This window comes from Rickettsiella endosymbiont of Dermanyssus gallinae, assembly GCF_019285595.1.
Lineage (GTDB): Bacteria > Pseudomonadota > Gammaproteobacteria > Diplorickettsiales > Diplorickettsiaceae > Rickettsiella_B.
Genome location: NZ_CP079094.1, coordinates 676123 through 699924 on the forward strand (window position 1 = coordinate 676123; position 23802 = coordinate 699924).

19 protein-coding genes are annotated in these 23802 nt (G+C 39.5%); 5 read left to right on the forward strand and 14 right to left on the reverse strand.

The genetic code is table 11. The features are described 5' to 3' along the window. Positions 1-12: 12 nt before the first annotated feature. Positions 13-3096, forward strand: a complete 3084-nt coding sequence (locus KX723_RS03475) for a hypothetical protein (protein WP_218814683.1) — start codon at positions 13-15, stop codon at positions 3094-3096. 13 nt (positions 3097-3109) lie between these two features. Here KX723_RS03475 and virB11 read toward each other — a convergent pair whose 3' ends face one another. The 13 genes from virB11 to KX723_RS03535 form a co-directional block, all read right to left on the reverse strand. Beyond that, a complete protein-coding gene (virB11, locus tag KX723_RS03480; protein ID WP_218814684.1) occupies positions 3110-4087 on the reverse strand; it encodes a P-type DNA transfer ATPase VirB11 in 978 nt (325 codons plus the stop codon). 14 nt (positions 4088-4101) lie between these two features. After that, on the reverse strand, positions 4102-5163 hold the full coding sequence (locus tag KX723_RS03485) for a TraB/TrbI/VirB10 family type IV secretion system protein (RefSeq protein ID WP_218814685.1): 1062 nt from the start codon (positions 5161-5163) through the stop codon (positions 4102-4104). A gap of 4 nt (positions 5164-5167) precedes the next feature. Then, entirely contained in the window at positions 5168-5902 is a 735-nt protein-coding gene (locus KX723_RS03490; protein ID WP_218814686.1) for a TrbG/VirB9 family P-type conjugative transfer protein, read from the reverse strand. Position 5903: 1 nt separating this feature from the next. After that, positions 5904-6617 carry a VirB8 family type IV secretion system protein gene (locus tag KX723_RS03495; protein WP_218814687.1) on the reverse strand — a complete coding sequence of 238 codons (714 nt, stop codon included), beginning with the start codon at positions 6615-6617 and terminating at the stop codon, positions 5904-5906. 41 nt (positions 6618-6658) lie between these two features. Then, positions 6659-7657: a TrbL/VirB6 family protein gene (locus KX723_RS03500; RefSeq protein WP_218814688.1), complete on the reverse strand. Its 999-nt coding sequence runs from the start codon at positions 7655-7657 to the stop codon at positions 6659-6661. Then, positions 7657-7788, reverse strand: a complete 132-nt coding sequence (locus KX723_RS09740) for a hypothetical protein (RefSeq protein ID WP_281421148.1) — start codon at positions 7786-7788, stop codon at positions 7657-7659. The genes KX723_RS03500 and KX723_RS09740 overlap by 1 nt, the downstream gene beginning before the upstream one ends. A 20-nt stretch (positions 7789-7808) precedes the next feature. Continuing rightward, positions 7809-8495, reverse strand: coding sequence for a type IV secretion system protein (locus KX723_RS03505; protein WP_218814689.1), 687 nt, complete (start codon positions 8493-8495; stop codon positions 7809-7811). Beyond that, a complete protein-coding gene (locus KX723_RS03510; RefSeq protein ID WP_218814690.1) occupies positions 8485-10860 on the reverse strand; it encodes a VirB4 family type IV secretion/conjugal transfer ATPase in 2376 nt (791 codons plus the stop codon). Before KX723_RS03510 ends, KX723_RS03505 begins: the two co-directional genes overlap by 11 nt. Positions 10861-10917: 57 nt before the next feature. Then, positions 10918-11214 (reverse strand): VirB3 family type IV secretion system protein, encoded by a 297-nt coding sequence (locus KX723_RS03515; protein WP_218814691.1) that lies wholly within the window; start codon positions 11212-11214, stop codon positions 10918-10920. Positions 11215-11234: 20 nt separating this feature from the next. Continuing rightward, positions 11235-11546, reverse strand: coding sequence for a TrbC/VirB2 family protein (locus tag KX723_RS03520; protein ID WP_218814692.1), 312 nt, complete (start codon positions 11544-11546; stop codon positions 11235-11237). Between the two features lie 85 nt (positions 11547-11631). After that, on the reverse strand, positions 11632-13278 hold the full coding sequence (locus KX723_RS03525) for a type IV secretory system conjugative DNA transfer family protein (RefSeq protein ID WP_218814693.1): 1647 nt from the start codon (positions 13276-13278) through the stop codon (positions 11632-11634). A gap of 36 nt (positions 13279-13314) precedes the next feature. After that, complete coding sequence (locus KX723_RS03530) at positions 13315-13959, reverse strand: hypothetical protein (RefSeq protein WP_218814694.1); 645 nt, start codon at positions 13957-13959, stop codon at positions 13315-13317. Between the two features lie 143 nt (positions 13960-14102). Continuing rightward, positions 14103-15005: a hypothetical protein gene (locus tag KX723_RS03535; RefSeq protein WP_218814695.1), complete on the reverse strand. Its 903-nt coding sequence runs from the start codon at positions 15003-15005 to the stop codon at positions 14103-14105. A gap of 560 nt (positions 15006-15565) precedes the next feature. On the opposite strand from KX723_RS03535, the gene KX723_RS03540 reads away from it, so the two are divergent. From KX723_RS03540 to KX723_RS03555, 4 genes are all read left to right on the forward strand, one after another. Next, positions 15566-16231 (forward strand): hypothetical protein, encoded by a 666-nt coding sequence (locus KX723_RS03540; RefSeq protein ID WP_218814696.1) that lies wholly within the window; start codon positions 15566-15568, stop codon positions 16229-16231. Positions 16232-16613: 382 nt separating this feature from the next. After that, positions 16614-17063 carry a hypothetical protein gene (locus tag KX723_RS03545; protein WP_218814697.1) on the forward strand — a complete coding sequence of 150 codons (450 nt, stop codon included), beginning with the start codon at positions 16614-16616 and terminating at the stop codon, positions 17061-17063. Positions 17064-17345: 282 nt separating this feature from the next. Then, entirely contained in the window at positions 17346-18521 is a 1176-nt protein-coding gene (locus KX723_RS03550; RefSeq protein ID WP_218814698.1) for a hypothetical protein, read from the forward strand. Next, a complete protein-coding gene (locus KX723_RS03555; protein WP_218814699.1) occupies positions 18511-20868 on the forward strand; it encodes a hypothetical protein in 2358 nt (785 codons plus the stop codon). The genes KX723_RS03550 and KX723_RS03555 overlap by 11 nt, the downstream gene beginning before the upstream one ends. Positions 20869-20945: 77 nt before the next feature. Here KX723_RS03555 and KX723_RS03560 read toward each other — a convergent pair whose 3' ends face one another. After that, a complete protein-coding gene (locus KX723_RS03560) occupies positions 20946-23768 on the reverse strand; it encodes a hypothetical protein (protein ID WP_218814700.1) in 2823 nt (940 codons plus the stop codon). Positions 23769-23802: the final 34 nt, after the last annotated feature.

Consider the following 23802-nt stretch of genomic DNA (forward strand, 5'->3'; position numbering starts at 1 on the left):
TTCCGAGATTTCATGCGCGGCGATAATACGGGTGTTGCAATCAATCTAGGTTTTATTGCGGGCGGTCAAGGTTTTGCTAGAGTGGCGCAAATAGCCTCTGCGAAGGGAAGCCAACTGGCTTTAGAAGGTCGTCGCTTATTAGGTTCGTCATTAAGAGCAGCGTCACCGTTTTTAGCCAGAGGCACCTCTGTTTTTGTGGCGTATGATTTAGTGAATCAAATAAAAGCCTATCAAAAAGGAAATCCTGATGCCGTCGTGAGTATCGTGGGCGATAGTATTTACTTAGGCGTCGATGCGGCAGAAGTTGGAATAGAGGTAGCCGAAGCGTTTGCGCTATTAGAAGGGGTGTCATCGATTACCGGTCCTATCGGTGCAGGTATAGGCGCGATAGTCTTTGTGGGAACCGATGTCTATGTAGCGGTTAAACAGGTAGAGAAAGAAGACACGCTGATTCATTTAACCGGCAAAGAAAGATTCATTGAAGGCTTGCGTGCTTTTACAGGGCTGAGCGCTGCAGAAAATATAGCGAGGTTACTAGAAGAAAAGCAGGCTAATACGCGGTTATTTATGGATGGAATGGCTTTCTTAAAAAACAACACGGATATACAGCGATCTATTCTGCCAACAGCAAAAACAGTGAAGGTGTGCAAAGAGGTGAAGGCGCTTATTCCCTCGTTTTGCGGTGGTGGCCTAGGGGACGCGGTTTGTTCACCCCCATTCGAGCGAAGAATAACAGAATGTATAGATAAATTAGAAATACATTCGAATAATGAAGTTAATCTTAATGAAAAAAGTGATGATATTAGGTGGAGTCGAGCAAAACCGGAGGTTAGCGAAGGTCGTCTTTTTTGTGTACCAAAAGGAAAGGATGGCGAACGCTCCCGCGAACCCGCCTATCTTTGCGACGGAGTAATGGGGGTAGAATATACGGAATCTCGTACAGGCAATACGACCTATCTTAACCTGGGAAATGGAAATGATGTGGCGATAGGCTTTCCGTATGGCGATCATATCGTGGTATTGGGCGATGGATATAAAAACGTTCGCTTAGGAGCAGGAAATGATCACTATTTTTTAGAGGGAGACACAACGGGTATTCTCGATGGAGGAAAGGGCACTAACACGCTAGATTTAGGATTTTTTGCTAAGACCTTAAAAGCCATCTATGTGCATTTAACGCTAGGTGTCGGTTATATCCATGCGCTAGATAAAGGTGATTTATTAGAAGTGTATGGAATACATAACGTTCTTTTAAGGGAAAACAAACAGGATCATGTTTATCCGGTTTGTAATACACAGTGGATCGATGCAAGGGGCGGAGAGAATAAAGCGAACGTAGATAGCATTTTTATTCAGCAAAATAATGCGTGTACGTACGATCTGACGCTGATGATTAGGCCTTATACTAAAGTAATCAATCAGGCCGATAACAGCCGATTTACCTATATTATGCCTGTTGCAACAGAAGGTGAGGCATGGATTGACATAAGCAGTCGCAATAGTTCACATCAATTTCAGTTTGCTTATAGCTTAGAAGATTTGCATACGTTAGCGCGTATAAACCATACGCTTACGCTTAGTTTTATAAAACAGGGTGTGTTGGAAGGATTACTCAAACCGATCAAGCCCACGGGTCACTATGAGCCCAATGCCCGTTTTACGATGACAGTGATCAATCAAGAAGCGGAGAGCACACAGTATCAGCTAAACGATAATACCGTGCTAACAATAGGGGAAAAGGGCTTCTATGCGATGCAAGCCAGCAATAAGTCCCTAGAACACATCATTCAACATTACCCCGCGCTAGCGAACCGTTTAAAGCTATCGCTATTTGTGCAAACGCTATCAAGCAATGAAAGCATTGCCATCGGTCATGGCCAACAGGAAGTGCTTTACAATGATCCTTATCGTAAAAGCCATTTAATTGGAAACGGTGGAGAAAATATCTTTGTCGTAAGCTCAGGTTACCAAACCTTAGACGAGAAGAAATTACCGTTACCCGAAGTCATTATTTACGATGCAGATACCGAAAATAAAATGGACACCTTAGATTTACGTGAAATAAACCAACAGCTTCAAAAAGATTTGCAGTGTGAGGTTGAAGCAAAAACGAGTTTGGATAATAAAGATCTTTTAATTGAATTATGCTGTCCTAAGCGAGAGAAGGCGCTGCTGACAGTACGATTAAAAGAGGCGTTGCTAACCCATTGGTATGAGCGATTGCACGTTATCATCACACATTTTCCTATGAAGCTAGAAGGCTTTGATTTAAAACCCGAGCCCTTAGTGTTTGGTGCGGATAAAAATATCATGGTAGTTAATCCCGAAGACGTTGGCGCACACAGTGAATTAGTGATAGTAAAATCAGCTAAAGATTATGGTTTTTATCGTTCAGAAAATAATTTAATGCTAAGCAATGTCTTTATTAAGAATATCAATAGTAGTGAATGTTTTACGCTGGTTCTTAAGGAGTTTTATCAAACGCCAACATTTGAAACGCTAACCATCAAGTTCCAAGACAAAGAGATAACGCTCAAAGCAGAAATGGAAAAAATAAATCAAGCCAGTGATTTTAACGAACAATCAAAGCTGTTTAAGCGTAATGCCTTTACGCTAGATCATCAGCAGCAAGCCGTCTATTCACTTCAAGCGCAGAAAATAAGCCAAGTCAGAAGCAAAAGAGAGATCGCTCAAAGCCGAGCAACGATAGCCAGTCAGCAAGCTAGTAACAACATCGCATTTGATACGACGCATCTAACCTTAGGCGCTCGATTTTTATCTTATTTGTTTGGCAAGACTTCTTTTGCAGAGCGAATGCATCAAGCAGAACAAATACTGACACCTGACAATACGTCGTCAAATCGATTAGATGAGATAGAAGCAAAGCTTGAAAAAGCGGTAGCAACGTTTGGCAAAAATGCTAACTTCGGACAGAAAACAGGATTTTTTCTAAAAAGAGAGCTTGCAACTAGCTCGCATAAGTTATCAGACATAAAGTCGACCACTAAGAAGAGTATATTATTTATGAATCCTGCTAACACACCGGCTTTGAATGATTCTGTTTCAAGCCTGCCTTTATTAACAGGAAGAAATTGATTGATAATTTTAGCTACATTGATCTGCTATCAAAATAAACCTCGGCTATTTCCACAAATCTATTTGGGTTAGTGCGGCGTTTTAGCTGGATAACGATAGGGATAATGGATCGAATATAATCCCGTAAATTTTTTTCACTCGATGTCGAATTTGCTTGTTGCATCATAAAAACGAGCTGATCAAAACAACCTTGCGGTGTATCAGCATGCACAGTGCTGATACTGCCGGGGTGACCGCTATTAGCGGCTCTCAGAAAAGACCACGCCTCGCTTCCACGTAATTCAGAAAGCAGAATTCGATCGGGTCTTAGACGTAAACAGGCTTTAAATAGCTTTTCTGCAGTGATGGTTTCATCGTCTTCGTTAAACAATAAATGTACAGTATTGGGCTGATTAACCTTGACCTCGCGCGTATCTTCTAGGGTGATTAATCGTTCTGTTTCCGAAATCAACTTTAAACACGCATTCAGAAAGGTGGTTTTACCTGTGCCGGTTCCTCCGCTAATGATCATATTTTTTTTGGCTTTTATGGCTACTTTCAGAAAACCAAAAACATCTTTTTTCTTATGCAACGCTTTGAGCGAGTCGTTGATTTTTTTATGTGTGTCTTCATTTGAAGTGGCATAGTGATCAAAAACCCCACTGGCTTGATAATCTTGTAAACTTATATCGCGTCGTGAATGACAGCGAATCGAAAAGATAATCTTATTTTTTTCACAAGCAGGTGACATCACACATTGCACCCGCTCGCCGGTGGGTAAATAGCCGGAAAGCAAAGGATGAGGAAAGTGCTTATGATTAAATTCCGCAATCAGATTGGCTAAGGTTTCAAGAAACCCTAATTCGAGTGGTTCACTGGTGTATCGGGTAAACTTCCCTTTTTCTTCAACAAACACCGCACCGGGTTGATTTATACACACTTCCGTAACACCGTCTGTTTGAAAACAGGGTTGTAACGGGGCTAAGTATTTTTCTAAGGCTTTAGTCGACATCGATTTTTTATTGGTTAAAAAATACTCATTTTTGAAGCAGTCGTTTGATTAACCGCACTAAAATCTAAGTCATGTGCAACAAACACTTGAATAGGACGGCCTTGATTAACCCATAGGGTCGGTGGAATCATACCGGCCTGTAGCGTTTGCTGTGCTGTTTGGTTGAAACTGTTGGCTATCGCCATACGATAAGCCTGTGAAGCGTTATAAGACGCGTTACTATCTACACCAACATTCGATGTACCGACGCCTAAGATCGAGAGTAATGCCGTTGTACCAAACTGTTGCCAGAAATGATGATTAATGGAGTCTGCTGACATGCCCGCCATTCCAAGCGAATCCACACCAGACGAAGCCAGATTTAAGCTCACACCGTCTGGCGTCATTAAACGTGTCCACACCACAAAAACCCGTGATTGGCCTTGCAGCATGCCACTTTTATACTGGCCGATTAAGCGACTGCCTGGCGGTATTAATACTTGCGATCCATCTTCGGCATAAACCGGCTGATCAATCGTTGCTCTTAAATTGCCTGGCAGATCAGAATTAATCGCGGTCTCTAAAATGGCATGGATCATGTGTCCTTCTGCAATCAATTGATTTAAAGCACCCATCTTTGTCGCTTTAACAGTTTGATTGGAATTGGAAGCCGTACTGGCTTGTTGTAAAAACTGACGGTTAGCATCCACTTCACCGGCATTCGCTGTTTTATTAGACTTGACGGTAGGGCTGCTGTTATTTTCTTGATTGAATACCATCATCGGTGCGGCTAAGCGTTGTTGTAATTCTTTTTGTTTTTCTCCCAATAAAGCGAGTTGTTGTTCGGATAAAGGTTTTGTTTCGACTGAATCTGATTTTTCTTTTGATTTTTTTGGCTGGGTATTTGGCGTGATATAGCTTTCTTCGACGGGAAATTCGCTCTTAGTCGTTGCTTTTTTAGAATTAAAATAAAAATGCGTCACTAATAACAATAACAGTCCACCGATAATAACGAGTAGTACCCGCTTTTTACTCGCTGTCGCTGCAATCTCGGGTAATCCTTCCGAGGAGGCTGTTTGTGAGGTTGGCTTTTCCATTCGATTACCTCGCGTTAACCACGTCTTGCCAATCACCTATAAGCGCATTGTTGTAAATACTGGTGACAGTAGACCCATGACGTAAAGTAAATCGCGCGGCGGTGGTATTAACCACCACGTAGTTACCCTTCATATGATAATTAACCAATGTCTCTTTATGCTTTTTATCCACCACAAAAATGGCTGGCAAATTACTTTTGAAGCGAAAATAAGTAAACTGACCGTTGCAATCAAATATTTCCATCGGTGCTAAGCGTGGGTCGCCAGTGAAACTGTATTTCCAGTTAATTTTTGTCGGATCACATACACCTACCGCATTACTTTGTCCTTGAGGATCATAACCGGCTACCGGATAGTTGAATTTTAATTGATAGGTCGGTGAAATCTTTGCATCATTAGAATCGAGTTGAAAATTATAGCTATGCACATTCGTGAGCACGGTCATATTGGTTTTAGAGGCAGTGGTTGGCTTGATAAACAAATTGTTTTTAACGGGTGCCGCCTGCCAGGCGACACTGTCGCCAATCGATATATTTTGTACTTCCTCATCGGGTGCAAAGACAATGTGCGTTTCGTAACCATAAGCACCTTGGATCATGACCACATTATTCGGATCATAATTCACGATTTTAATATGCCGATCCGCCGTGACAGATCGAGGTACTAAAGCGGCGTTTGCCACATGAAGCGGGACAATGATCATGAGGATGCAAACAAAGAAACTTAGTTTTTTAGTCATTTTATTTTCCTTCTTCAGCGCTTAAAGTCACGGGCGTTACTTGGTAATACGTCACGGTAAATCCGAGTGGATTTCTATCTAATTGGGTTTGTGTGGCTTTAACGGATTGATATTGCCATTTCACAATGGCTTCTTCATACGCGATTTGTTGTGTATGGGTGCTTTTATCACGCAATTGCTTTTCAAATCGAATAACGGCTGTGTGGTCATTTAAAGGAGAAACCGACACTTGAGATAGAGGTATCTTAATCGCTTTATTTTTACCGTATTTCTGGTAAGGGGATGTTTTGGCCTGACTATCCACTTCAGCATCGTATTGTTGACGAATCGTTGCACTGGATTGTGCCCACGCTAATTGATAAGGCTCTTCCAAATAATCACTGTCATAGCTTTCTCTATTAATGACATAATGAATGAGGAAAAAGCGGGTCATTTGCCAATTGGCGCTTAAGTGCGAGGGTTCTAATTCACCAAGCTTAGTTATTTCGCCGGTCGCATGATTAAACGCATACAGATAAGGCACTTTTTGTTTGAGTGGCACTAAACAAGCCAGCGTAAGCAGTGCCAATAGCAAAGCCAGTAATAATCCGGCATTACCTATCAAGGAATAATGCAACCAAAGCGTTTTACTTTGATAAATATCGTAACGCCAATCGGCTGCCGTTTGGTAATACACTTCTTTTAAATCGCTGTTCATTTCTTTTGTATCACGCATCGTTTTTTTACTATTTTTTGTTATTTAAAAAGCAGCCCGATTTAATGATTTTTCCCTTGTTGTACCGCCTCATTCATTGTGGCGTGTTTTTGGGCGGCAGCACGATTTGAGAATGCACGGCGCGCCGTGTTAAAACCTTGACCGGCTAAGTTAGCGGCGGCATGAATACCACTATTCTTTAATGCCGATTTGACCATACCGCCAACTTGGCTTAAGGCGGCTAAGGTAAGTCCCGCACTTAAAGTGCCAGCAATGGATAAGCTTTGTTTTAATAGAAACGCGGTGACTAACGATAAGCCGCCAAAAATTCCCATCGTAAAAAGATTCGGCTTACCGACGCTGGCTTCATAAATTAAATCCGGTAACACCAGATGGATAACCGATAGCATCAACGCCAGGATGCCGGTGGTGATGATAGGTACCAGTGAAAAATTAAAGAGCTTTCCTAACCAACTTACAAACCAACCGCGTGTGGATTCAAACAATACAAAGGTCAAAAAAAGTGGCGCTAGTGCCAAGGCAATGGCCATCGCTAATTTGGCGTAAACTAAAAGTCCTAACGCACAGATACAACATAAAAAAGTAAAGACAAAGACAGCCGCCGCACAGAAAAAAAGACGAATGCTTTTGTTAAACATCATTTTTGCAGCGCCCATACCCGTGCTAAAGATTTGATTTAATCCTTGTGCAACGGAGTCATGAGAGGTGGCATGGCCTGGGGCTTGTCCGATCATTTGTGCGATATAATTGGGTTCGTTAGTGAACACGTCATAGATCAATAAATGATAAAGCGACCAATTGGTACATAAACTACACACAATCGATAAAACGATCAGATGCCGACAAATAGTCATTAAATCGGCATCCAAGGTACGTATGAGAAAACGATAGCCGAGTAACATAATATAAAGGGTACTCAATGCGACTAAGGTGTTGCTATAGTGTTGTACCCATTGTTCATAGGTCGTATGCACAAAGTAGCCAATGACCTCATCAACCGCCGCTAACGTATCCGTAATAAAGCTTTCGACAAAAAGCATTACCATGTATTAATTTTTGTTTTAGCCAGCACCATCGCATCACACGGTGCCCGTAGGGGTTCTGCGGCACAGCTCACAAGACAAATGCCTAAAAATAAAATTAAGGTGATATACGGCGTTAATTTTGACATAGTGGATATTCCTTCATGTGTTACCTCATCGCATCAACAAAACGTGCATTCTCTAATTCATCATTGATCTCAGCTTGTGCATCAATCGCATGCTGTTGATTCATGAGTGCTAATTGACGCAATACTTCAATCTGAATCAAATTATTTTCGATGGTTAAACGGCTTGAGAGATCAACGGCTTCTTTTAAGGTAGCGGTTGTCCCAATCTGCTGGCGTAACTGGTTCGTGTAGTTAATTTGTTCTTGAATTTTATCGTAGCTCAATTGGCTGGCGGCTCTTGCTACTAACGCGGTTTTTGCTTTTAAGCTATAGAATTTTTGATCGGATTTGTTCGGATTAACACGATTGTAAAGTTCCACGGCTAATGGAAACTCTCGCGATAATAAACGCAGCATTGATCCTAATTGACTATTAGTATCGCCATTGACCGTACTATTTAAAAGCGAACTCCAACGATCCGCATTAAGTCCCCAAGAGTTAAAATCGTTAAATTGCCAATTTCCCCATTCCGAGTGACCAGATACTGCCTGTTGTATCTGACTATCTAAGCGTTGAATTGTCGATTGGATATCGGCCATTTGCATTTGATAATCTTTGATTTGTGACGCAATTTGCAACACGCTGCTAATGAAAGGGTCTGCATAACTCTTTAAGGGGCAAAGTATCAATAAGCTTAAGAGGATAAATTTGACCACGTTACGCCGCATGAGATTTTCTCTGCTGATGAAAAATCGGTAGCCATACAGCGGGATCATGACCCACTTCAACACGAATCCTATCCAGCAATGCCACCGTTTCTGTACGTCCTGAAATAATGGCAATCTCGTCTTCTAAACCGAGTAGGTTTGCTCTGAGTACCACAGATTCTTTACCGCGACCGTAATTGAGTAAAAAATAATGACTGTCATCGGGTAATGTTTTAATCAATTCAAATTCGCGTTCACTTAAACCAAAGCCATCAATATAAGTTTTTTGATCGGCGCTGGGATTAGGGAAAAATATCTTACAGGCCGCCGCTTCGTTAATAACCTGGTAACTTTTTGATGCGGTCGTATCGTAAGCGGCCTGTGTGGCTAAACCAAAGCAATTGTTTTTCTTGCGCGGTGTACGAGATAAATCGCTGATAATATTTTTAAAATACCCGTCTTGTAAGGCTAACCAGCCTTCATCAAGAAAGATCATGCCACGTTGACCTTCCAGTTGCTGACCAAAACGATGTAATAAATACATTAAAGTCGGTGTCTTGCAGCTTTTATCCTTTAGGATATGGCTTAAATCTAAACCAACGACATCGGAATCATAATGCTGCTGTTCAAAACAATCCTGTGCGTTATCAAACAACCAGCTATTTTCACGGCCACTGTGCCATGATTCAAATCGTGCACGAAGTGAGCCTTTACTATTTTTACCGAAAAACGGTGCCACATGACAAAATTGTCTTTCACTAGTATCCAAACGATACAGGCCAGTAATGGCGTCTTCTATCACTTTGATATCGGACTCATCCAATGGCTTCGTCGGTGATGTTAAAAGTTGTTTAAAGAGTTGTAGCAGGAAAGTGCGGTTTTCTGATGTATCCGCTAATTGACAAGGATTAAAGCCAGTATCCATACCTGGCTTTAACACTTCATAGATACCCCCCAGGGCACGGACTAAGATTTCTAGTCCACGATCTTTATCAAAAATAACACGTTTTCCGCCAAATTTCATACTCTGGGCGATCAAAAATCCAAGCAGAACAGTTTTACCACTACCCGTAGCACCCACCACCATAAAGTTGCCAACATCTTTATAGTGAAAATTAAAATAATACGGACTACCGGATAAGGTTTCTAACACCGTAACCGCATTACCCCAGAAATTATCTTCGTGTTGGCCACGAGGCGAATCATGCAAGCTCGCAAAGGCGGCGATATTTTTAGTCGAGATATCGGATTCTCGTACAATGTAATTAAAATTCCCTGGTAGTTGTGCCCAAAAACTCGATTCACATGCCACATCTTCCCGAACACAGACAATATCGCGATCGGATAATAAGGCGGTAATTTCGCTCACGTGTTGGTTTAATTGTTCTAAGGTTTCAGCATAGCAAACCAAGCTAAAATGATGTTTACCATAATTGACCTCACCACTCGCCGTATCATCAAACGAGTCATCAAGTTGTTCGGTTTGGCGGATCGATTCTTCTTTGGTTTGCCGCATATCGTATTGCTGATCACGTAAGCGTTTTTTAGAGAGGTAGCGATCATAAAAGCGGAACGATTGGGTGAGCGTATAGTCTATCCGTAGTGAATTAAGACCATCTAATATCCCTTGATAAGTCATGGCAGGATACGCCTTAATCGAAATGACGGCGGCAAATTGTTTTAATTGATCATTGGTACGACATTCAAGGCTGCCGCTATGTCGATTAAAAAATAATCGTTTCCGAGGTAGATAACAGGACGCATCCTGTTTGAGTAAGGGGATAGACAGCTTATCTCCATTGATCAGTTGTCCGATAAACGTTAAAGGCGCAGAAAAGGTAATGCTACCTTTCTCATAAACACTGAGTAAATGGGGTTGATAGTCCGATAAGGTTTGTAATACTTTTTGAGTCGCCGCCGTTAAGGCTTCATGCGTTTTTATTAACTGTTGTTGCTGTGCCAGCTTATTTGCTTGATGGTTTAGTTTTTTAAACCAATCAAATCCTTGATTTAAAATCCCTTCAGCGGATTTGGTAACGATACCGATATACATGTCATTTTGAAATAGGGGTCGTTGCTGAATTTGCTGGCGATATTTCTCATTTAATTGTTGAGCAAAGCCTGATTTAAAGTCGCCATTAGGGAAATCAGTGGTTCGACGACGTATTGTCCAAAAATAAATAGCATATTCAGAGGAAAAACTTTTTAATAAACTATTGCGACGATTTTTATAGGCATCTAAGGTGGCTTCACCTTGTGCGAGTCCATCTATACCGGCTAATCGAATAATCTGAATGAATTTCCCGTTTTTATCGATCAAGGTATGATCGTCATAGTGTCCTATGATATTAATGTGCCGTGATGCCTTGGCTTCTACTCGCAGCAATCGCTCTAATGGCTTAAATTTACGCTTTTTTAGTTTTTTTATGATAGAAAGCCTATTTTATTCTGGCGAATAACTATTCGTTCCACCCCAAAAGCCACTGTTTAAGACCGGTGGTGTTTGGGTGATGTATTTGTGCCACACTCGAAAAAATTGCAAATCTTTCATCGTTAATCGAAATAAAATGAGATGTATGACACCAAACAAGGGGATGCCGATTAAGGAATGCAGATTAAGACAAATAATTATGTTTCCCCCTAGATTAGCGAAAAATAGACGCAGTGGTATGCCCATAAATAGGGCAGGTCGTGTTAAAGCGAGTGCTAAAGAATCAATTTCGATCGGATAATCTTTCATGCTACTCCTTATTATCATTTTTAATGCAAAAGGCTATGTATCACTCTGACTGCGCCGTCGGCACCAAACATAACGGAGATGCCGAGTAACGTTTGCCAAAATATTTTCCATTCAAAATAATGGTACGCACAGGCTATTCCCACACCAAAAACAGAAACAGTCGCAAGCGCTATGCCGGTTGTGCCAAAAATAGCATCAATAATATAACTAAGGCCTTGGCTAACCGGTGTTTCACCACCATAGGCCCAGGATAAGGAAGGGAAAAACAAGAAAAGACTTAGTGCTAAATAGATTAATTTGAATCTTCTTTTTTTCCCTTTTCGTAATGACATTTTTTAATAAAAAAGGATAGTATTTGATTCACTTATTTTAACTTAATTTTTATAAAAAATCACTATAAAAATAGTATTTTTTTAATTATTTTGTAAAAATAATCTTTACTTTTTTATGCTGAAATTGATTCACTTTGCTAATGTAAAACGCTTCGCCTGATTGTAATTCTTGTTTAATAGAATCAGGATGAATAATGAAGGATTTATTACGTTTTGCTGTACCCATTCCCGTTGATTTATCTTCGCTAATCTGTGCGGTAACCACAAATCCATCTTGTGTTCCGATCCAACTGGCTACGCTTTCGGCGCTTTCGTGATCATTCAAGCGATGACAAATGAGTGTATTCACGCAATTTAATAATTGATTACCAAAATTATCATCAACACGCTTTAAATCCGCTAAGCCTTGCGTACCAAAAATCGCATGAATGCCTTTACCGCGCCCCATATTCACGAGATTTAATACTTGCTCGCCGGCAAAAACAGAGAACTCGTCAAATACCGTAAAAATACGTTGCTTGGTTTCTAAACGATCAATCACCGCTTTAATATCATTAATAATTAACTTGCCTAAAACTTTTGCAAAGCTGGGAAAACGTAAGGCGGGTAGGGCAAAATACACTACGCTGTTAGTTTGAATGATTTCCTCTAAATTAAAAGTATGCTCTGTTCTTTCAAAAAAAGCACCGAGTTCAGAATGGATTAATAAATTCAAATGTGCCTGTAATCCCGTAATATCTTTCGCGTCATACTGTTGTAAACGGAGTACACGGGTTTTCAGTTTTTCATCATCAATGGAACGTGCTTTAAGTGCCAATTCTCGAAAATCTAAACAATTAACGACGGTCTTTAAATCAAAGGGTTTATTCAAATGCAATAGCACTTCAAACGTAGTTTGCAAATAATCTTCAGCAATCGAGCGATAATAATCGTTTTCCCATTGATCTTTTAAACTAATCAGCTTGTCTTTAAGTTCCGTATAACCACCGTGGGCGAGGGGATCATAATGGTGTTTATCCGCGCAGTTAAAACCATAGAAGGTGCGGCCGTGATCCTGTGCTTTTTTCTGTAACCAAGCGACGTTTTCTTCGGTGGGTTTACCATCAATAATAATCAGGGGATACGCTTGCTGCACAGCCCGTTGATAAAAGCGCCGTAAAGTCACTGTCTTACCACCGCCCGTCGTACCCAATACCAAGAGCATCTGATTGATAGCGTCATCAGGAATAACCACCGCTTCTTGTTTAACAGAGAAGCCCAATAGAGTTCCTTCTTGTGGTTGTTTACGCGGATGGGTAATGTATTTTTTCCACTTAAATTCTGACTGATTCGACAATGAAGCTTTGCCTCGTCGTATCGCTTTGAGTTCAAATTCATGCGTTGCATTCGGAATCCATTCGGTCATGCCTGAAATACCAGCAAATACTAATGGAAAGCCAAGCACATAGTAAAATACCTGCTGATAAACAAATAAATAGGCGGTACCAAAGCCATATGAAAACAACACTTTCCAAAAATACTGTGTTGCAAAGCCGGCGTGAATAAAATCCAAAAAAGATAAGGTGAAGTGTGATTGCCATTCGATCAATAAAATACTGGCAAGTGCCAACACCATACCCACTAAAAATATCGACCAAACGGAATAACGAAGTCCACGAATTAAGATAAGAAAAAGCAAAGCACCCAGCAAACCGACGATACTTTGCCATAAACAACAAAGTCCAATCAGCACGCATTGTATAATTTCTCGTGGTTGTTCGATAAAACACTATCCTGTAAGCGCAGGCACGTGAGTGGGCTGTTTTTCTAAAAATGTTTTTAGCGCATAAATTTTGACAAAAGGCATCGCTTTTGCCGCTTCTTTTAATCGTGGCACCATTGGTTCATGACAAAAATACCAAACTTCCTGTAAGGCAAATTGGGTCGCATAGGTTTTTAAAATATCATCTAAGCGCTGTCTGCTTTTAGAGGACAGTTCTACTTCAATAGCAGCCTGGATTCCATTGGGAAACACTAATATCCCATCCGGTAAGTGGCCTTCTTTACCCACGCCTAGTTTACATTTCTCATGCTTTAGCTTTCGTTCGCTAATCCAGGTGGCATCGGGATAAATCGCTCTTAATTTAATATGAAGATTGATTACCATGCGATCATGGTAATAATTTGCGAAAGTGACTCGGCGCATCGGAGGTAATGGCGTGAAACGTGCGCCAGCTGGAGTTAAGCGAAATATGCCATGCTCCTTATACAAAATTCGTTCATGCTGTAACAGATTATGACGAACTAGTTTACCGAGTAATTGATAATTACGGGGTTTTCGTAAGGAAAAGCGTTGGTTGAGCTGTGGCATTTCACAGAAGCCAAATTCATTGATAAATTTTAAAATCTCTACATCACGTGATGTTAATTTCAAAAAGAATTATCCTACTTATTTTTATATAAATAATAGACACTTTTTGTATAGAAACCAAGTCATTTTCAACTTATAAAATAGTTAAAAAAATTATCCACAAAGCGGGGCTATTCATAAAAGCCCAAGCGACTGTGGATAATTTTTCAGCTTATTTCTGTTATATTTTCTTCTTCTTCTTCTTCTTCTTCTTCTTTCGTTTTGTTGGGGCTTAAAAACTCATTTAAAATAATGCTATTAATTTTAGGGTTAATACATTTTGCATGCATCTTAATAAAATTTCTATCATGACTCAAAAAGTCGGTGCAATACGATGCTTCTATTAATACAATGGCATCCGTAAATTTATTTTCAGATGGGGTGTCAGGATTTGTATTGGTTAAAAAATCCAAATATAACTGAGAGCGAAGTAAATTTGTAAGTGAAGGATAAGTTTCCATGTTATCGTAAAATTTAAATATTTCATTACCAGTTAAATTACATTCATTCCAGGGTGTATATCTAATTAATTTTCTAACAGATTTTATTTTACCAATCGTAACTTTAAAATCCTTGAAAAAATCATTGAGACGAGAATTGAAACGAAACTGGAAATCACCTTTATATTTTTTATATTTTTCACATGGCTTTTGGTTCCAAAGGCTACAAGATTTTTTCACGAGATCCTGACGTTGTTTAATAAATTCTTCTATTTCTGGATCAATTTTTCCATTGATAAGGTTTTCTATCCTTTGAAGAATAGCAACTTCTCTTTCTTGATCTAAGAAGGGGTTAAAAGGTATATCATATCTTAACCTCTGAACTTCTAATTTATAATATTCATCAGAGCGGTAGCTAAATTTGGGATTTATAGCTTTTAAAAAAGTAAATAAGGCAATTGCTTTTCTAGAACTATCAGTTGTAATGACCCTTGCAAGTTCATACATTACATAGGGACTTACAACAGGAATTTTATTCTTTAATAGTTTGATAAATAATTCTGGAGAGATACCACAACGTATTAATTGGTCAATGGCACAGGTATCTAAGAAAATATATTTTGTACCCATGAAATAAATCCTTAGTATTAAACATAGATCATAAGCTTATAACAATAGAAATAGTTTTTATATGTTGTTTTTTCTTCTTCCTTCTCTTTCCTTCCTACTACTTCTACTTTGATTTATTGTTATGCCCGCCCAACAGCCAAGACCTCAGTTTTACAAGTATCGTAGAGACGATGGAAAAGTGAGGTCTTGGCTGGTTTTCACATCGTGAAATGGGCGGGCATCCTTTATAAATCAAGCTTAGAAGCATTTGCAGTCTACTAAACTTCAAATAGCTAGCTCAATATAGTGGGTAATAGCTTACTTATTTTGTTGCAAATACATAAAAAACATCAATAATAGGTTTTCTTGTTCCTGGATATCGATAGTATTTTCTAAATAAATTATTTTTAATTTAAAAAGTGATTATTATAAAATTTATAAATTAATAATAAGTTAAACTGAATATTAGTTTAGCAAATGGTATATTAAGGACAATTAATTTATCTATTTATAAAATATATTCAATTATCATACATTCTACGGAATTTTATTAGTAAATAAATACTTTACAGGAGATAGCAATGCATGCAGTAGCAGTAGTAGGGGCAGGAATCACGGCGGCTGAAGTCATACATATACTATTTGAATATCTGCATCGTGTAATCTTATCTGAAGAGGCTCTCCACAAGGCTTATGAAGGAGGGAGCTTTATTGTACATTTCGCCCAAAAGCAGTATCAAAAACGCCAAGATGAAAAAAATCCAAATCAAGAAATAGTGCGAAATGCAAAAACACGCTACGATTTTAAGATTACTGGCAATGCTGACAAAGCTATTCTGAAAATTAAAAAAGAAGCTGAAGAGTATCTGACTAATCTAAATGATCGTGTTAGTGATTTAGAAAAGGCACTAACAAGTTTTATAGAAATCGAGACAGCTTTAACAAATCTCGTTTCTGTATTGACCTCTGATGATTACCGCACGCTTTCCTCCTATTTAGGAAGGGTTAGCGGTTACTTTCAAATCTTTGAAAACAATTTCACAAAATTTATTGATTCGCTTGTATTGCCACCTCGTCAAACGTTGTATATCGCCGATTTATTATGTGAGAAAGAGCCAAAAGCGCCAAGCGTAATCACTCGATATAATAACCGCTTAAAAAGCATTGAGGGTTGCATTGAACAACTGAAAAAAAAGAACAAGCAATTGCTGCCCAGGTTTATCAAAGCTTCAGTGCCATCTACTTGAGACCTGCAACAAACTCAAGCACTGTTAGCGTTTTCCGTAGAGTGCGGCCTAATGATCCATTACAGCAAATCATCCAACTGTGCATGAATTACCCTGATCAAATATCGCAAAGAATGCATGCGTTCCTGCCAAACAATCCAGTACTTGCCACTACCTGTACTGATATCCTCAAGCTATTCATAACCATTCAACAAGCCTACAAAGCAAAACTGACCAACCCATTTGAGACCAAACCAGATTGGGCTCCCCTACTAACTGAAGCTAAACAGAGAGTAGTCGGGCAGCGTATTTTTCTACATACGATGGATGTGCACGCTGCCAAAGAGGATGAAAAATTACTGATGGCTCATATTTCTTACCTAAAGCTATTTCCGAATACGAGATGGAACAAATTGAAGTCGATCAGCAGGCTCATAAGATGGCATGCAGTTTACGCAATTGGCAAATCGAGAAGTGCATACAACTTATTCGGCTTCTCAGTACAATAATAGAAATAGTATGGTTACCGGATAAGGATTACGAGGAACAGCAATTGGAGGAACTGCGACAACGACTGGAAGGACTACAACCGGAGGAGCAGCGACCAGTAGAACGGCAACTGGAGGAACTGCGACGGGAACTGAAGGATCGGCACTTGCTAATAGAGTGGCTCAGAACAAACGAAAGAAAACAGAGTTTGATCGAACTGTACAAAGAAATTTTAGTTTTACCCTGTTGTTTTAGCGAAGACAACATAAAATCAGCACTTGAAAAAGCTTATTGTCTGATGAGCTTATTCAAGAACATCGAGGCAGCCGCTGGGGCGCTATCTGGAAAAAAAATGATACCTTGATCCAGTTACCAAAATCATTTACGACGAATGTTGGATCGAAGCATCGCACAGATGACCCAAGACAAAAATCTCTCCCCATCTCTCTTGAGATGTGGCAACTATCCAAAGATGTTGTTGCCGATCTTAAACGGTTACAAAAGGCGTTGGAGGGAAGTCAATCTCGTTATACAGAGATAATTAACGCCTTCCCCAGAAAACAAACAACAGCTTCCGAGGTACACGAAAATCAAGCACATCAAGCGAGCGTAGCACGTATCAAGCAAGCCCAAAGACGTATCTGTAATGAGATTTTCTTCTCCCTCTTCAACCATCAGCTTATTTCATTATTTGTATCAGACTAAAACCATCAATAAAGCAGATAAAGAACAGCAAGTACCAACCCTAGATGATTTATCCTATGTGATTTATAGAGGAGTCGATCCGAATGGGGTTTGCGACTGGAAAGAAAATACTAAAACCTCTTCCCGATCCAAGCAACTCACGCATTATTTTTACCCGGATAAAAAAAAAGATGACTCAAGAAAGAAAGCTTGGTTTTACGCTTGCACCGAATGTCAAATAGATAGGGTGCCTCTATTCTTTCATTTATTTACCGATCGCTTCTTAGTTTCAACAAACACGCCTAACCCAGCACCAACATCATCACTAGTCGCGATTAATAATAGTCTTTCCATACAAGCTATCGTCAAAGATTCCCAAAAAACGCTGTCTATCATTACTAACAGTAAGGCATTGAGCAGTGTGCCACCGGAAATGGTGAAAACACTAGAGATTATTTTTACAGATTTGCTAGATTACTATTTGTCAGCTTTAGCGAGAATGGAGCCGGAGTATTACAACGAATTACCGTTTATAAAGCGGTGGGAGTGTTCATTTAAAAATGGAATTAGATCTAATCTTCAAGTTGCACAAGGGCAACCTGAAGTCAGACAAGAGCGACTGGACAGTGTGCGAATATATATTAGCGATTTATGCACTCTATTATCGGAAGAGGATGTAAAAGCCATTAACAAGGCTTTAGTCAATTTGGAAAAAAATTATGGGGACATGAGTAAGAAAGCCACACTTGGCCGTAGCAGTGTTTTGTATAAGATAATGGAAAGATTCATAGATGGCCCTCTTGTAGACATCAAAAAACTGAAGGAAAATGCTCCTGGGCTCGCCTCAGGCTCGGAACCCACTGCGCAACGAACAGAAACACCGGCAGCCACTGACGAACACAGAGAGATAGCAGGGGAAAAAGCTCGAGGACAAAAGACAAACGTGCAAGAACAAACGACAGAAGCAGAGAAGAAACGGCTACACGACGCTTTATTAGCTAAACAAGGACGACCAACTACATCACAAGCAACTGTAACAGCATCACCGGCGGCTTTCTTTTCGCCCCCAACTAAATCCCAAGCACCAAATACTGAGGCTGCTAATCTTAATTTACCAGGATGTAGCAATGCCTCCTAAAACCAACACTCCCGGTACAGACTCTGCAAACCAGTTGTTGCAGCGCAACCCACTTCTCTACCGCTGGATAACAAATTGTTTTCCGATGTCTCAAATCAAGAGTCGCGTATGGGCATCCGATTGGCTCGAACCCTTGCAGATAGAACTGAAAAAGACAAGCTCAGTGACCATTAAATGGGGATATAAGCTACTCACTGAAGAATTCAACAGCCTGCTGGGACAGCAACACCTAACTGACGAGAATATACAAAATGATTGGACGTCTGCTTTATTATTAAAGCTACTTGTGATGTATGTCTATAGAGAAAACGCTACAGAATGCTATCGTGATCAATTAGTTGAACTCCCCGCAATGTCATGGACAAAGCATGCTGACCAGGTGATAGCGACGGTACCTAAAGCGGCCTACTTACATCAGTTGCACCAATTAGTCTATAAAGCCATCTATAAAAAACCCATCGACCGCACAGTCGATCGTGCTTTACTTAGAATCCAGAAGCATGCATTGAATTTTTACTCTAAACAATTTTTGGATGAGCTGGGTAATACGGCCCAAGACCATCTGCGTTCCGATGAAGAAGATAGTGCCTATAATCACTATACTAAAATGGTTGGTGTACTACATGTTTACATTGGTGAAATAGATGATTCATCACTAAAAGAAAAAGAAACAGCACATTTATCAAAGCTTTTACTGGAACAATTAACGCAACTTATAGAAAAAACCAGCACACTGGATTTATCGCCTTCCTGGATAGAACGCTTGAAGCAGTGGGTACAAGAATGTATTAGTCAATTGACGTCGTTATATACAACGACACCCAGCGCTGCAAAAACTTCCTATTTACAATTACTCACTATCAGTGAGCGATTGCGAAAATCCACTAAAAAAGCCGCTCGAAACAAAAAACTCCAATCGCCCGAGTTGATACGAGAAGGTTGTTGGTTATATTTTTCATTGCATGAGCAACTCATTACCCAATGGGTGGATAAGGAGAAACATGCTTCAGAATATCAATCAACAGCACTGGCCTTATTTAAAAGTTTTATGAGTACGTTTGATTGGCCAAATACGTTTGAAAAAGGGATTTTAGGCGAGAATCCTCTAAAATCTTCTGGTTGGCTCATTAAGTTTAAAGAAAAAATTTTACGCCATAGTGCCAGACAAGGCATACCGCTTGAGGATTGGGAATCCTTACTGGATCCCGCCTTAAATAAACTGTGTGCTGATTTCTTTATGAGGGATTGGTTTGAGTATCATGGTTATCCCCATAAGGGATCCTTTCAACAGTGGCTACTTTCTCGACAGGAACCTCGTCTCATGGCCAAGATCAAGGAGTATGCAAGCAAAGAAGAATGGGCTTTCCAAAAAAAGGAAATTCCTTTTTTTGACAAAAGAAACCTTTATCGTTTGGTGCAAGAGATTCATAAAGATTTTTGCACTGATTTAAATCAGGTCACGCAAATGATTCTAAGTGTTTGGTTTCAAGAAATTGGACTCATTATTCCTCAGGCTGATTTAGCCAATAGTCTATTAAAACCAGGACGTTGGTTATATCAAAAAAACCAAGAACCAGTAATATGGACAGAAGATTCTATTCCTAAGCTTGCCCTTCTCATGCTGCAAGCGGTCGAACGTTTAGGCGCTGGCTTCTATTTCTTTCCACCGTTCCAAAAACGTTGGTTTGCTTTTCAAGAAGTGTTGACCGCACATTCAGGTAATGCCGTAGAATTTGTACATCAATACGATGCAAAAATTGCCGGGATCATTAAAGAATTATTATTGATGTTTCATTTGGATAAAAAATCTGAAGTTCACAGGAATGATGCGCTATTAAAAGAGCAATCGCAGTACTATCTTGGACAGATCAAGTCTGTAAAAAATGACTTGCAAAAATTCAGAGAGCGAAATCCCAATGAATTAAAAAATTCCGATGCTGAACGAGCAGCAGATTCCTTATTAATGCACCTGAAAAATGTTGTGCTTGATTGCATGCATTATCATGTCAACAGCATGCAATGGAGTGTTTATATGTTCTCTCTCTCGCCTGATGAACTACAAGCGTATAGCGAAGAAACCCGTCAACACATCAATGAACGCAAGCAGATGGATGCTACTACAGCCCAAACACGCAAAAATACAAAAGAAGCAGAAGCTCGAATAAAAAAGAATCAAGTGGAGATAGAACATCTAAAAGCTTTATTAGCTGAGCCAGAACAAAATACTCCAGCGCCAGTAGTAACCGTAGCAGAATCACCGGCGACTTTCTTTTCGCTTCCAACTACATCTCAAGCATCGACTGATGTTAAAAATCTCGTCATAGCAAAATATCCTTTGGGTTCCTAACGCTGATATGCTATTCACCAAATGAAACATGGAAAACATGATTTCTAACAGCCGTAACAGATTACATTGTATTAAAATTAGGAAACCCCTCGGCTTGGACAAGTAAATTCCATTTTCTCTATCATATTACTCAACGTATCAATGTGTTTTGCTGAATCTGTCTTAAAAAATAGAAAGTTACCTGTACATGCTTTATTAAGTAGTTGCCCTATGCCTAATGTGGCAATTAATATCAATAAATTGCCTAAAACCTGTTTATAGCCACGATGTTTATCTAATTCAGGTCGTTGTTGGTTAATGATATCGAATGATTTTTCCTTATAAGTTTTATAGTCGATTTTTTTCTCTAAGAAATAGTCACGATTTAAATCGCGTAATATAAGAACTATATTAGTTGCTTTGCAATAAGCTAGGATGTGGTCATAAGCACGTAAACTTTTAGCTTTATTTTCAAGCTTAGCTAGTTGCATCTCAATTTGGGTATAGATTAATTTTTCTGGATTTATAACATCTTCTTTCTGAGATTCTGCACCATCAGCTTTGTGCTTACTAAGGTAGCCCTTTTGTATTTGCTCTTGAAATGTGTTTAAGTCTTTTAATTCCTCATATTTACCCGCTTCAATGAGCGCGGTAAAATCGGGATCGGCTCTATTTCGATAGAGGCGGCCAAATTCATCAAACATACGCGTAGCGATATTATTTCTAATATGCTCCCAAATTACTTCTACGCCATCTTTTTTTACTTGTGTTATTAAGTGTGTGAATGAGGATAGTGCTTCAGCCGTATTAAGATTAGCAAAGGTTGTTAAATACCTCATGGCTTCTTCACGAACAACGATAGGTAATTTAAATGAAGCAGTTTCTCTTGTAATAAATAGAACTCGACATTCAGGATGAATACCAACTAATTTCTCAATGAACTTATTAAATGCCCCTGCTGAACAAGTATATTGGTCTTCTTGACCGCCTAGATCAATGCCTGATTTTGATAAGTTATATTCTCGTTGTATTTCATATAGCGCTTCGACAAATTGAGTTTCCGCATCTTCAAGACTACTGGTTCGGTTTTCGTCATCATGTATTGCTAAATATACCAATGCTAATAACTGTTTTATTGAGATTTGAGATTTAGGATCCGTAAAAGTGTAATCGGGCGCTACGATCCTTAAAAAACCTCGTTTAGCTGCTGTATTTTTTTCAGAGTCATCTGGTAAATTATTGATATAGGTTTGTGCTTTTCCGATAGTACTTTCTAAGCAAGCACCATTAATTCTTGATTTATAAAGATTAGCTAATCGAGTCGCAGATTCAGAAACAGATTGATGAACACTAGTGGTATGAGTACTTTGTGTGTTGTTAATATTGGGTGCAGCAAAGGCAACAACGTCAGCATAATGACGAGCAGGATCGGTGCCTATAATGTTTTCAATAGCGATCTGGCCATTTATTATTCTTTGTCGCATATGGGGATCCAGTAATGCAGTCATTGCATTTTTGCGTTCATTTGATGGGATTTGTAGATATCGCTCGAGCGAAATAACACCGTCAGCAATAGCTTGTCGCACATCGGGATCTTGTAATGCAATCATTGCTCTTTGGTGTTCATACCATGGGATTTGTAGATATCGCGCGAGTGTAATAACACCGTCAGCAATAGCTTGTTGTACACCGGGATCTTGTAGTGCAAAAATTACATTTTGGCGTTCATCGCATCTGGGTTGTAGATATTGTTCAAGTGTAATAATACCGTCAGCAAAAGCTTGCCGCATATAGGGAACATTTAATGCAATCATTACATTTTGGCGTTTATACCCATGCCGTGGAATTTGTAGATATTGCTCGATTGTAATAGCACCGTCAGCAATAGCTTGCCGCCCATTGGGCGAAAAAAGATATTCTATGCTCTCGCGTTCATTTGATGGGATTTGTAGATATCGCTCAAGTGTAATAATACCGTCAGCAACTGCCTGTCGCCCATTGGGTGAAAAGAGATATTTCATGCTCTCGCGCTCATTTGATGGGATTTGTAGATATCGCTCAAGTGTAATAATACCGTCAGCAACTGCCTGTCGCCCATCAGATGAAGAAAGATACCCCATGTTTTTGCGTTCATTTGATGGGATTTGTAGATATCGCTCGAGTGTAATAACACCATCAACAATAGCTTGTCGCCCATCAGCTGAAAAAAGATATTCTATGTTCTTGCGTTCATCTGATGGGATTTGTAGATATCGCTTGAGTGTAATAATGCCATCAGCAAGTGCTTGTCGCCCATCGGGTGAAAAAAGATATGCCATGCTATAGCGTTCATCTGATGGGATTTGTAGATATCGCTCGAATGTAATAATGCCGTCAGCAACTGCTTGTTGCACATTGGGTGAAAAAAGATATTTCATGCTATAACGATTCGGGATTTGTATGTATTGCTCGAATGTGATAATCCCATTGGCAATAGCTTGTCGCATATAGCTAAAACAGTAGTCTTGTAATTCAGTTATTACATTTTTTCGTTCATTCCATGGGATTTGTAGGTATTGCTCGAGTGTGATAACACCGTCAGCAATAGCTTGTCGTCCATCGGGTGAGAAAAGATATTGCATGCTCTTGCGTTGATCCCAGAAGTCCAATGGGGTTTGTAGATATTGCTCGAGTGTAATAACACCGTCAGCAACCGCTTGCCGCCCATCGGGTGAAAAAAGATATTGCATGCTTTTGCGTTCATCTAATGGGATTTGTAGGTATTGCTCAAGTGTAATAACACCTTCAGCAATAGCTTGTCGTCCATCGGGTGAGAAAAGATATTGCATGCTCTCGCGTTTATATGATGGGATTTGTAGATATTGATCGAGCGTAATAACACCTGAAGAAAGACAGACTAATGTTTGATATATTCTAGACATAGTAAGCATCTATTAAAAATATATGTTGCATTAA

What these genes read in the sequence shown, in the direction of transcription:
- KX723_RS03475 (WP_218814683.1), top strand. Translation starts at nt 13, where the DNA reads ATGCGCGGCGATAATACGGGTGTTGCAATCAATCTAGGTTTTATTGCG.
- virB11 (WP_218814684.1), bottom strand. Translation starts at nt 4,087, where the DNA reads ATGTCGACTAAAGCCTTAGAAAAATACTTAGCCCCGTTACAACCCTGT.
- KX723_RS03485 (WP_218814685.1), bottom strand. Translation starts at nt 5,163, where the DNA reads ATGGAAAAGCCAACCTCACAAACAGCCTCCTCGGAAGGATTACCCGAG.
- KX723_RS03490 (WP_218814686.1), bottom strand. Translation starts at nt 5,902, where the DNA reads ATGACTAAAAAACTAAGTTTCTTTGTTTGCATCCTCATGATCATTGTC.
- KX723_RS03495 (WP_218814687.1), bottom strand. Translation starts at nt 6,617, where the DNA reads ATGCGTGATACAAAAGAAATGAACAGCGATTTAAAAGAAGTGTATTAC.
- KX723_RS03500 (WP_218814688.1), bottom strand. Translation starts at nt 7,657, where the DNA reads ATGCTTTTTGTCGAAAGCTTTATTACGGATACGTTAGCGGCGGTTGAT.
- KX723_RS09740 (WP_281421148.1), bottom strand. Translation starts at nt 7,788, where the DNA reads ATGTCAAAATTAACGCCGTATATCACCTTAATTTTATTTTTAGGCATT.
- KX723_RS03505 (WP_218814689.1), bottom strand. Translation starts at nt 8,495, where the DNA reads ATGCGGCGTAACGTGGTCAAATTTATCCTCTTAAGCTTATTGATACTT.
- KX723_RS03515 (WP_218814691.1), bottom strand. Translation starts at nt 11,214, where the DNA reads ATGAAAGATTATCCGATCGAAATTGATTCTTTAGCACTCGCTTTAACA.
- KX723_RS03520 (WP_218814692.1), bottom strand. Translation starts at nt 11,546, where the DNA reads ATGTCATTACGAAAAGGGAAAAAAAGAAGATTCAAATTAATCTATTTA.
- KX723_RS03535 (WP_218814695.1), bottom strand. Translation starts at nt 15,005, where the DNA reads ATGGGTACAAAATATATTTTCTTAGATACCTGTGCCATTGACCAATTA.
- KX723_RS03540 (WP_218814696.1), top strand. Translation starts at nt 15,566, where the DNA reads ATGCATGCAGTAGCAGTAGTAGGGGCAGGAATCACGGCGGCTGAAGTC.
- KX723_RS03545 (WP_218814697.1), top strand. Translation starts at nt 16,614, where the DNA reads ATGGAACAAATTGAAGTCGATCAGCAGGCTCATAAGATGGCATGCAGT.
- KX723_RS03550 (WP_218814698.1), top strand. Translation starts at nt 17,346, where the DNA reads ATGAGATTTTCTTCTCCCTCTTCAACCATCAGCTTATTTCATTATTTG.
- KX723_RS03555 (WP_218814699.1), top strand. Translation starts at nt 18,511, where the DNA reads ATGCCTCCTAAAACCAACACTCCCGGTACAGACTCTGCAAACCAGTTG.
- KX723_RS03560 (WP_218814700.1), bottom strand. Translation starts at nt 23,768, where the DNA reads ATGTCTAGAATATATCAAACATTAGTCTGTCTTTCTTCAGGTGTTATT.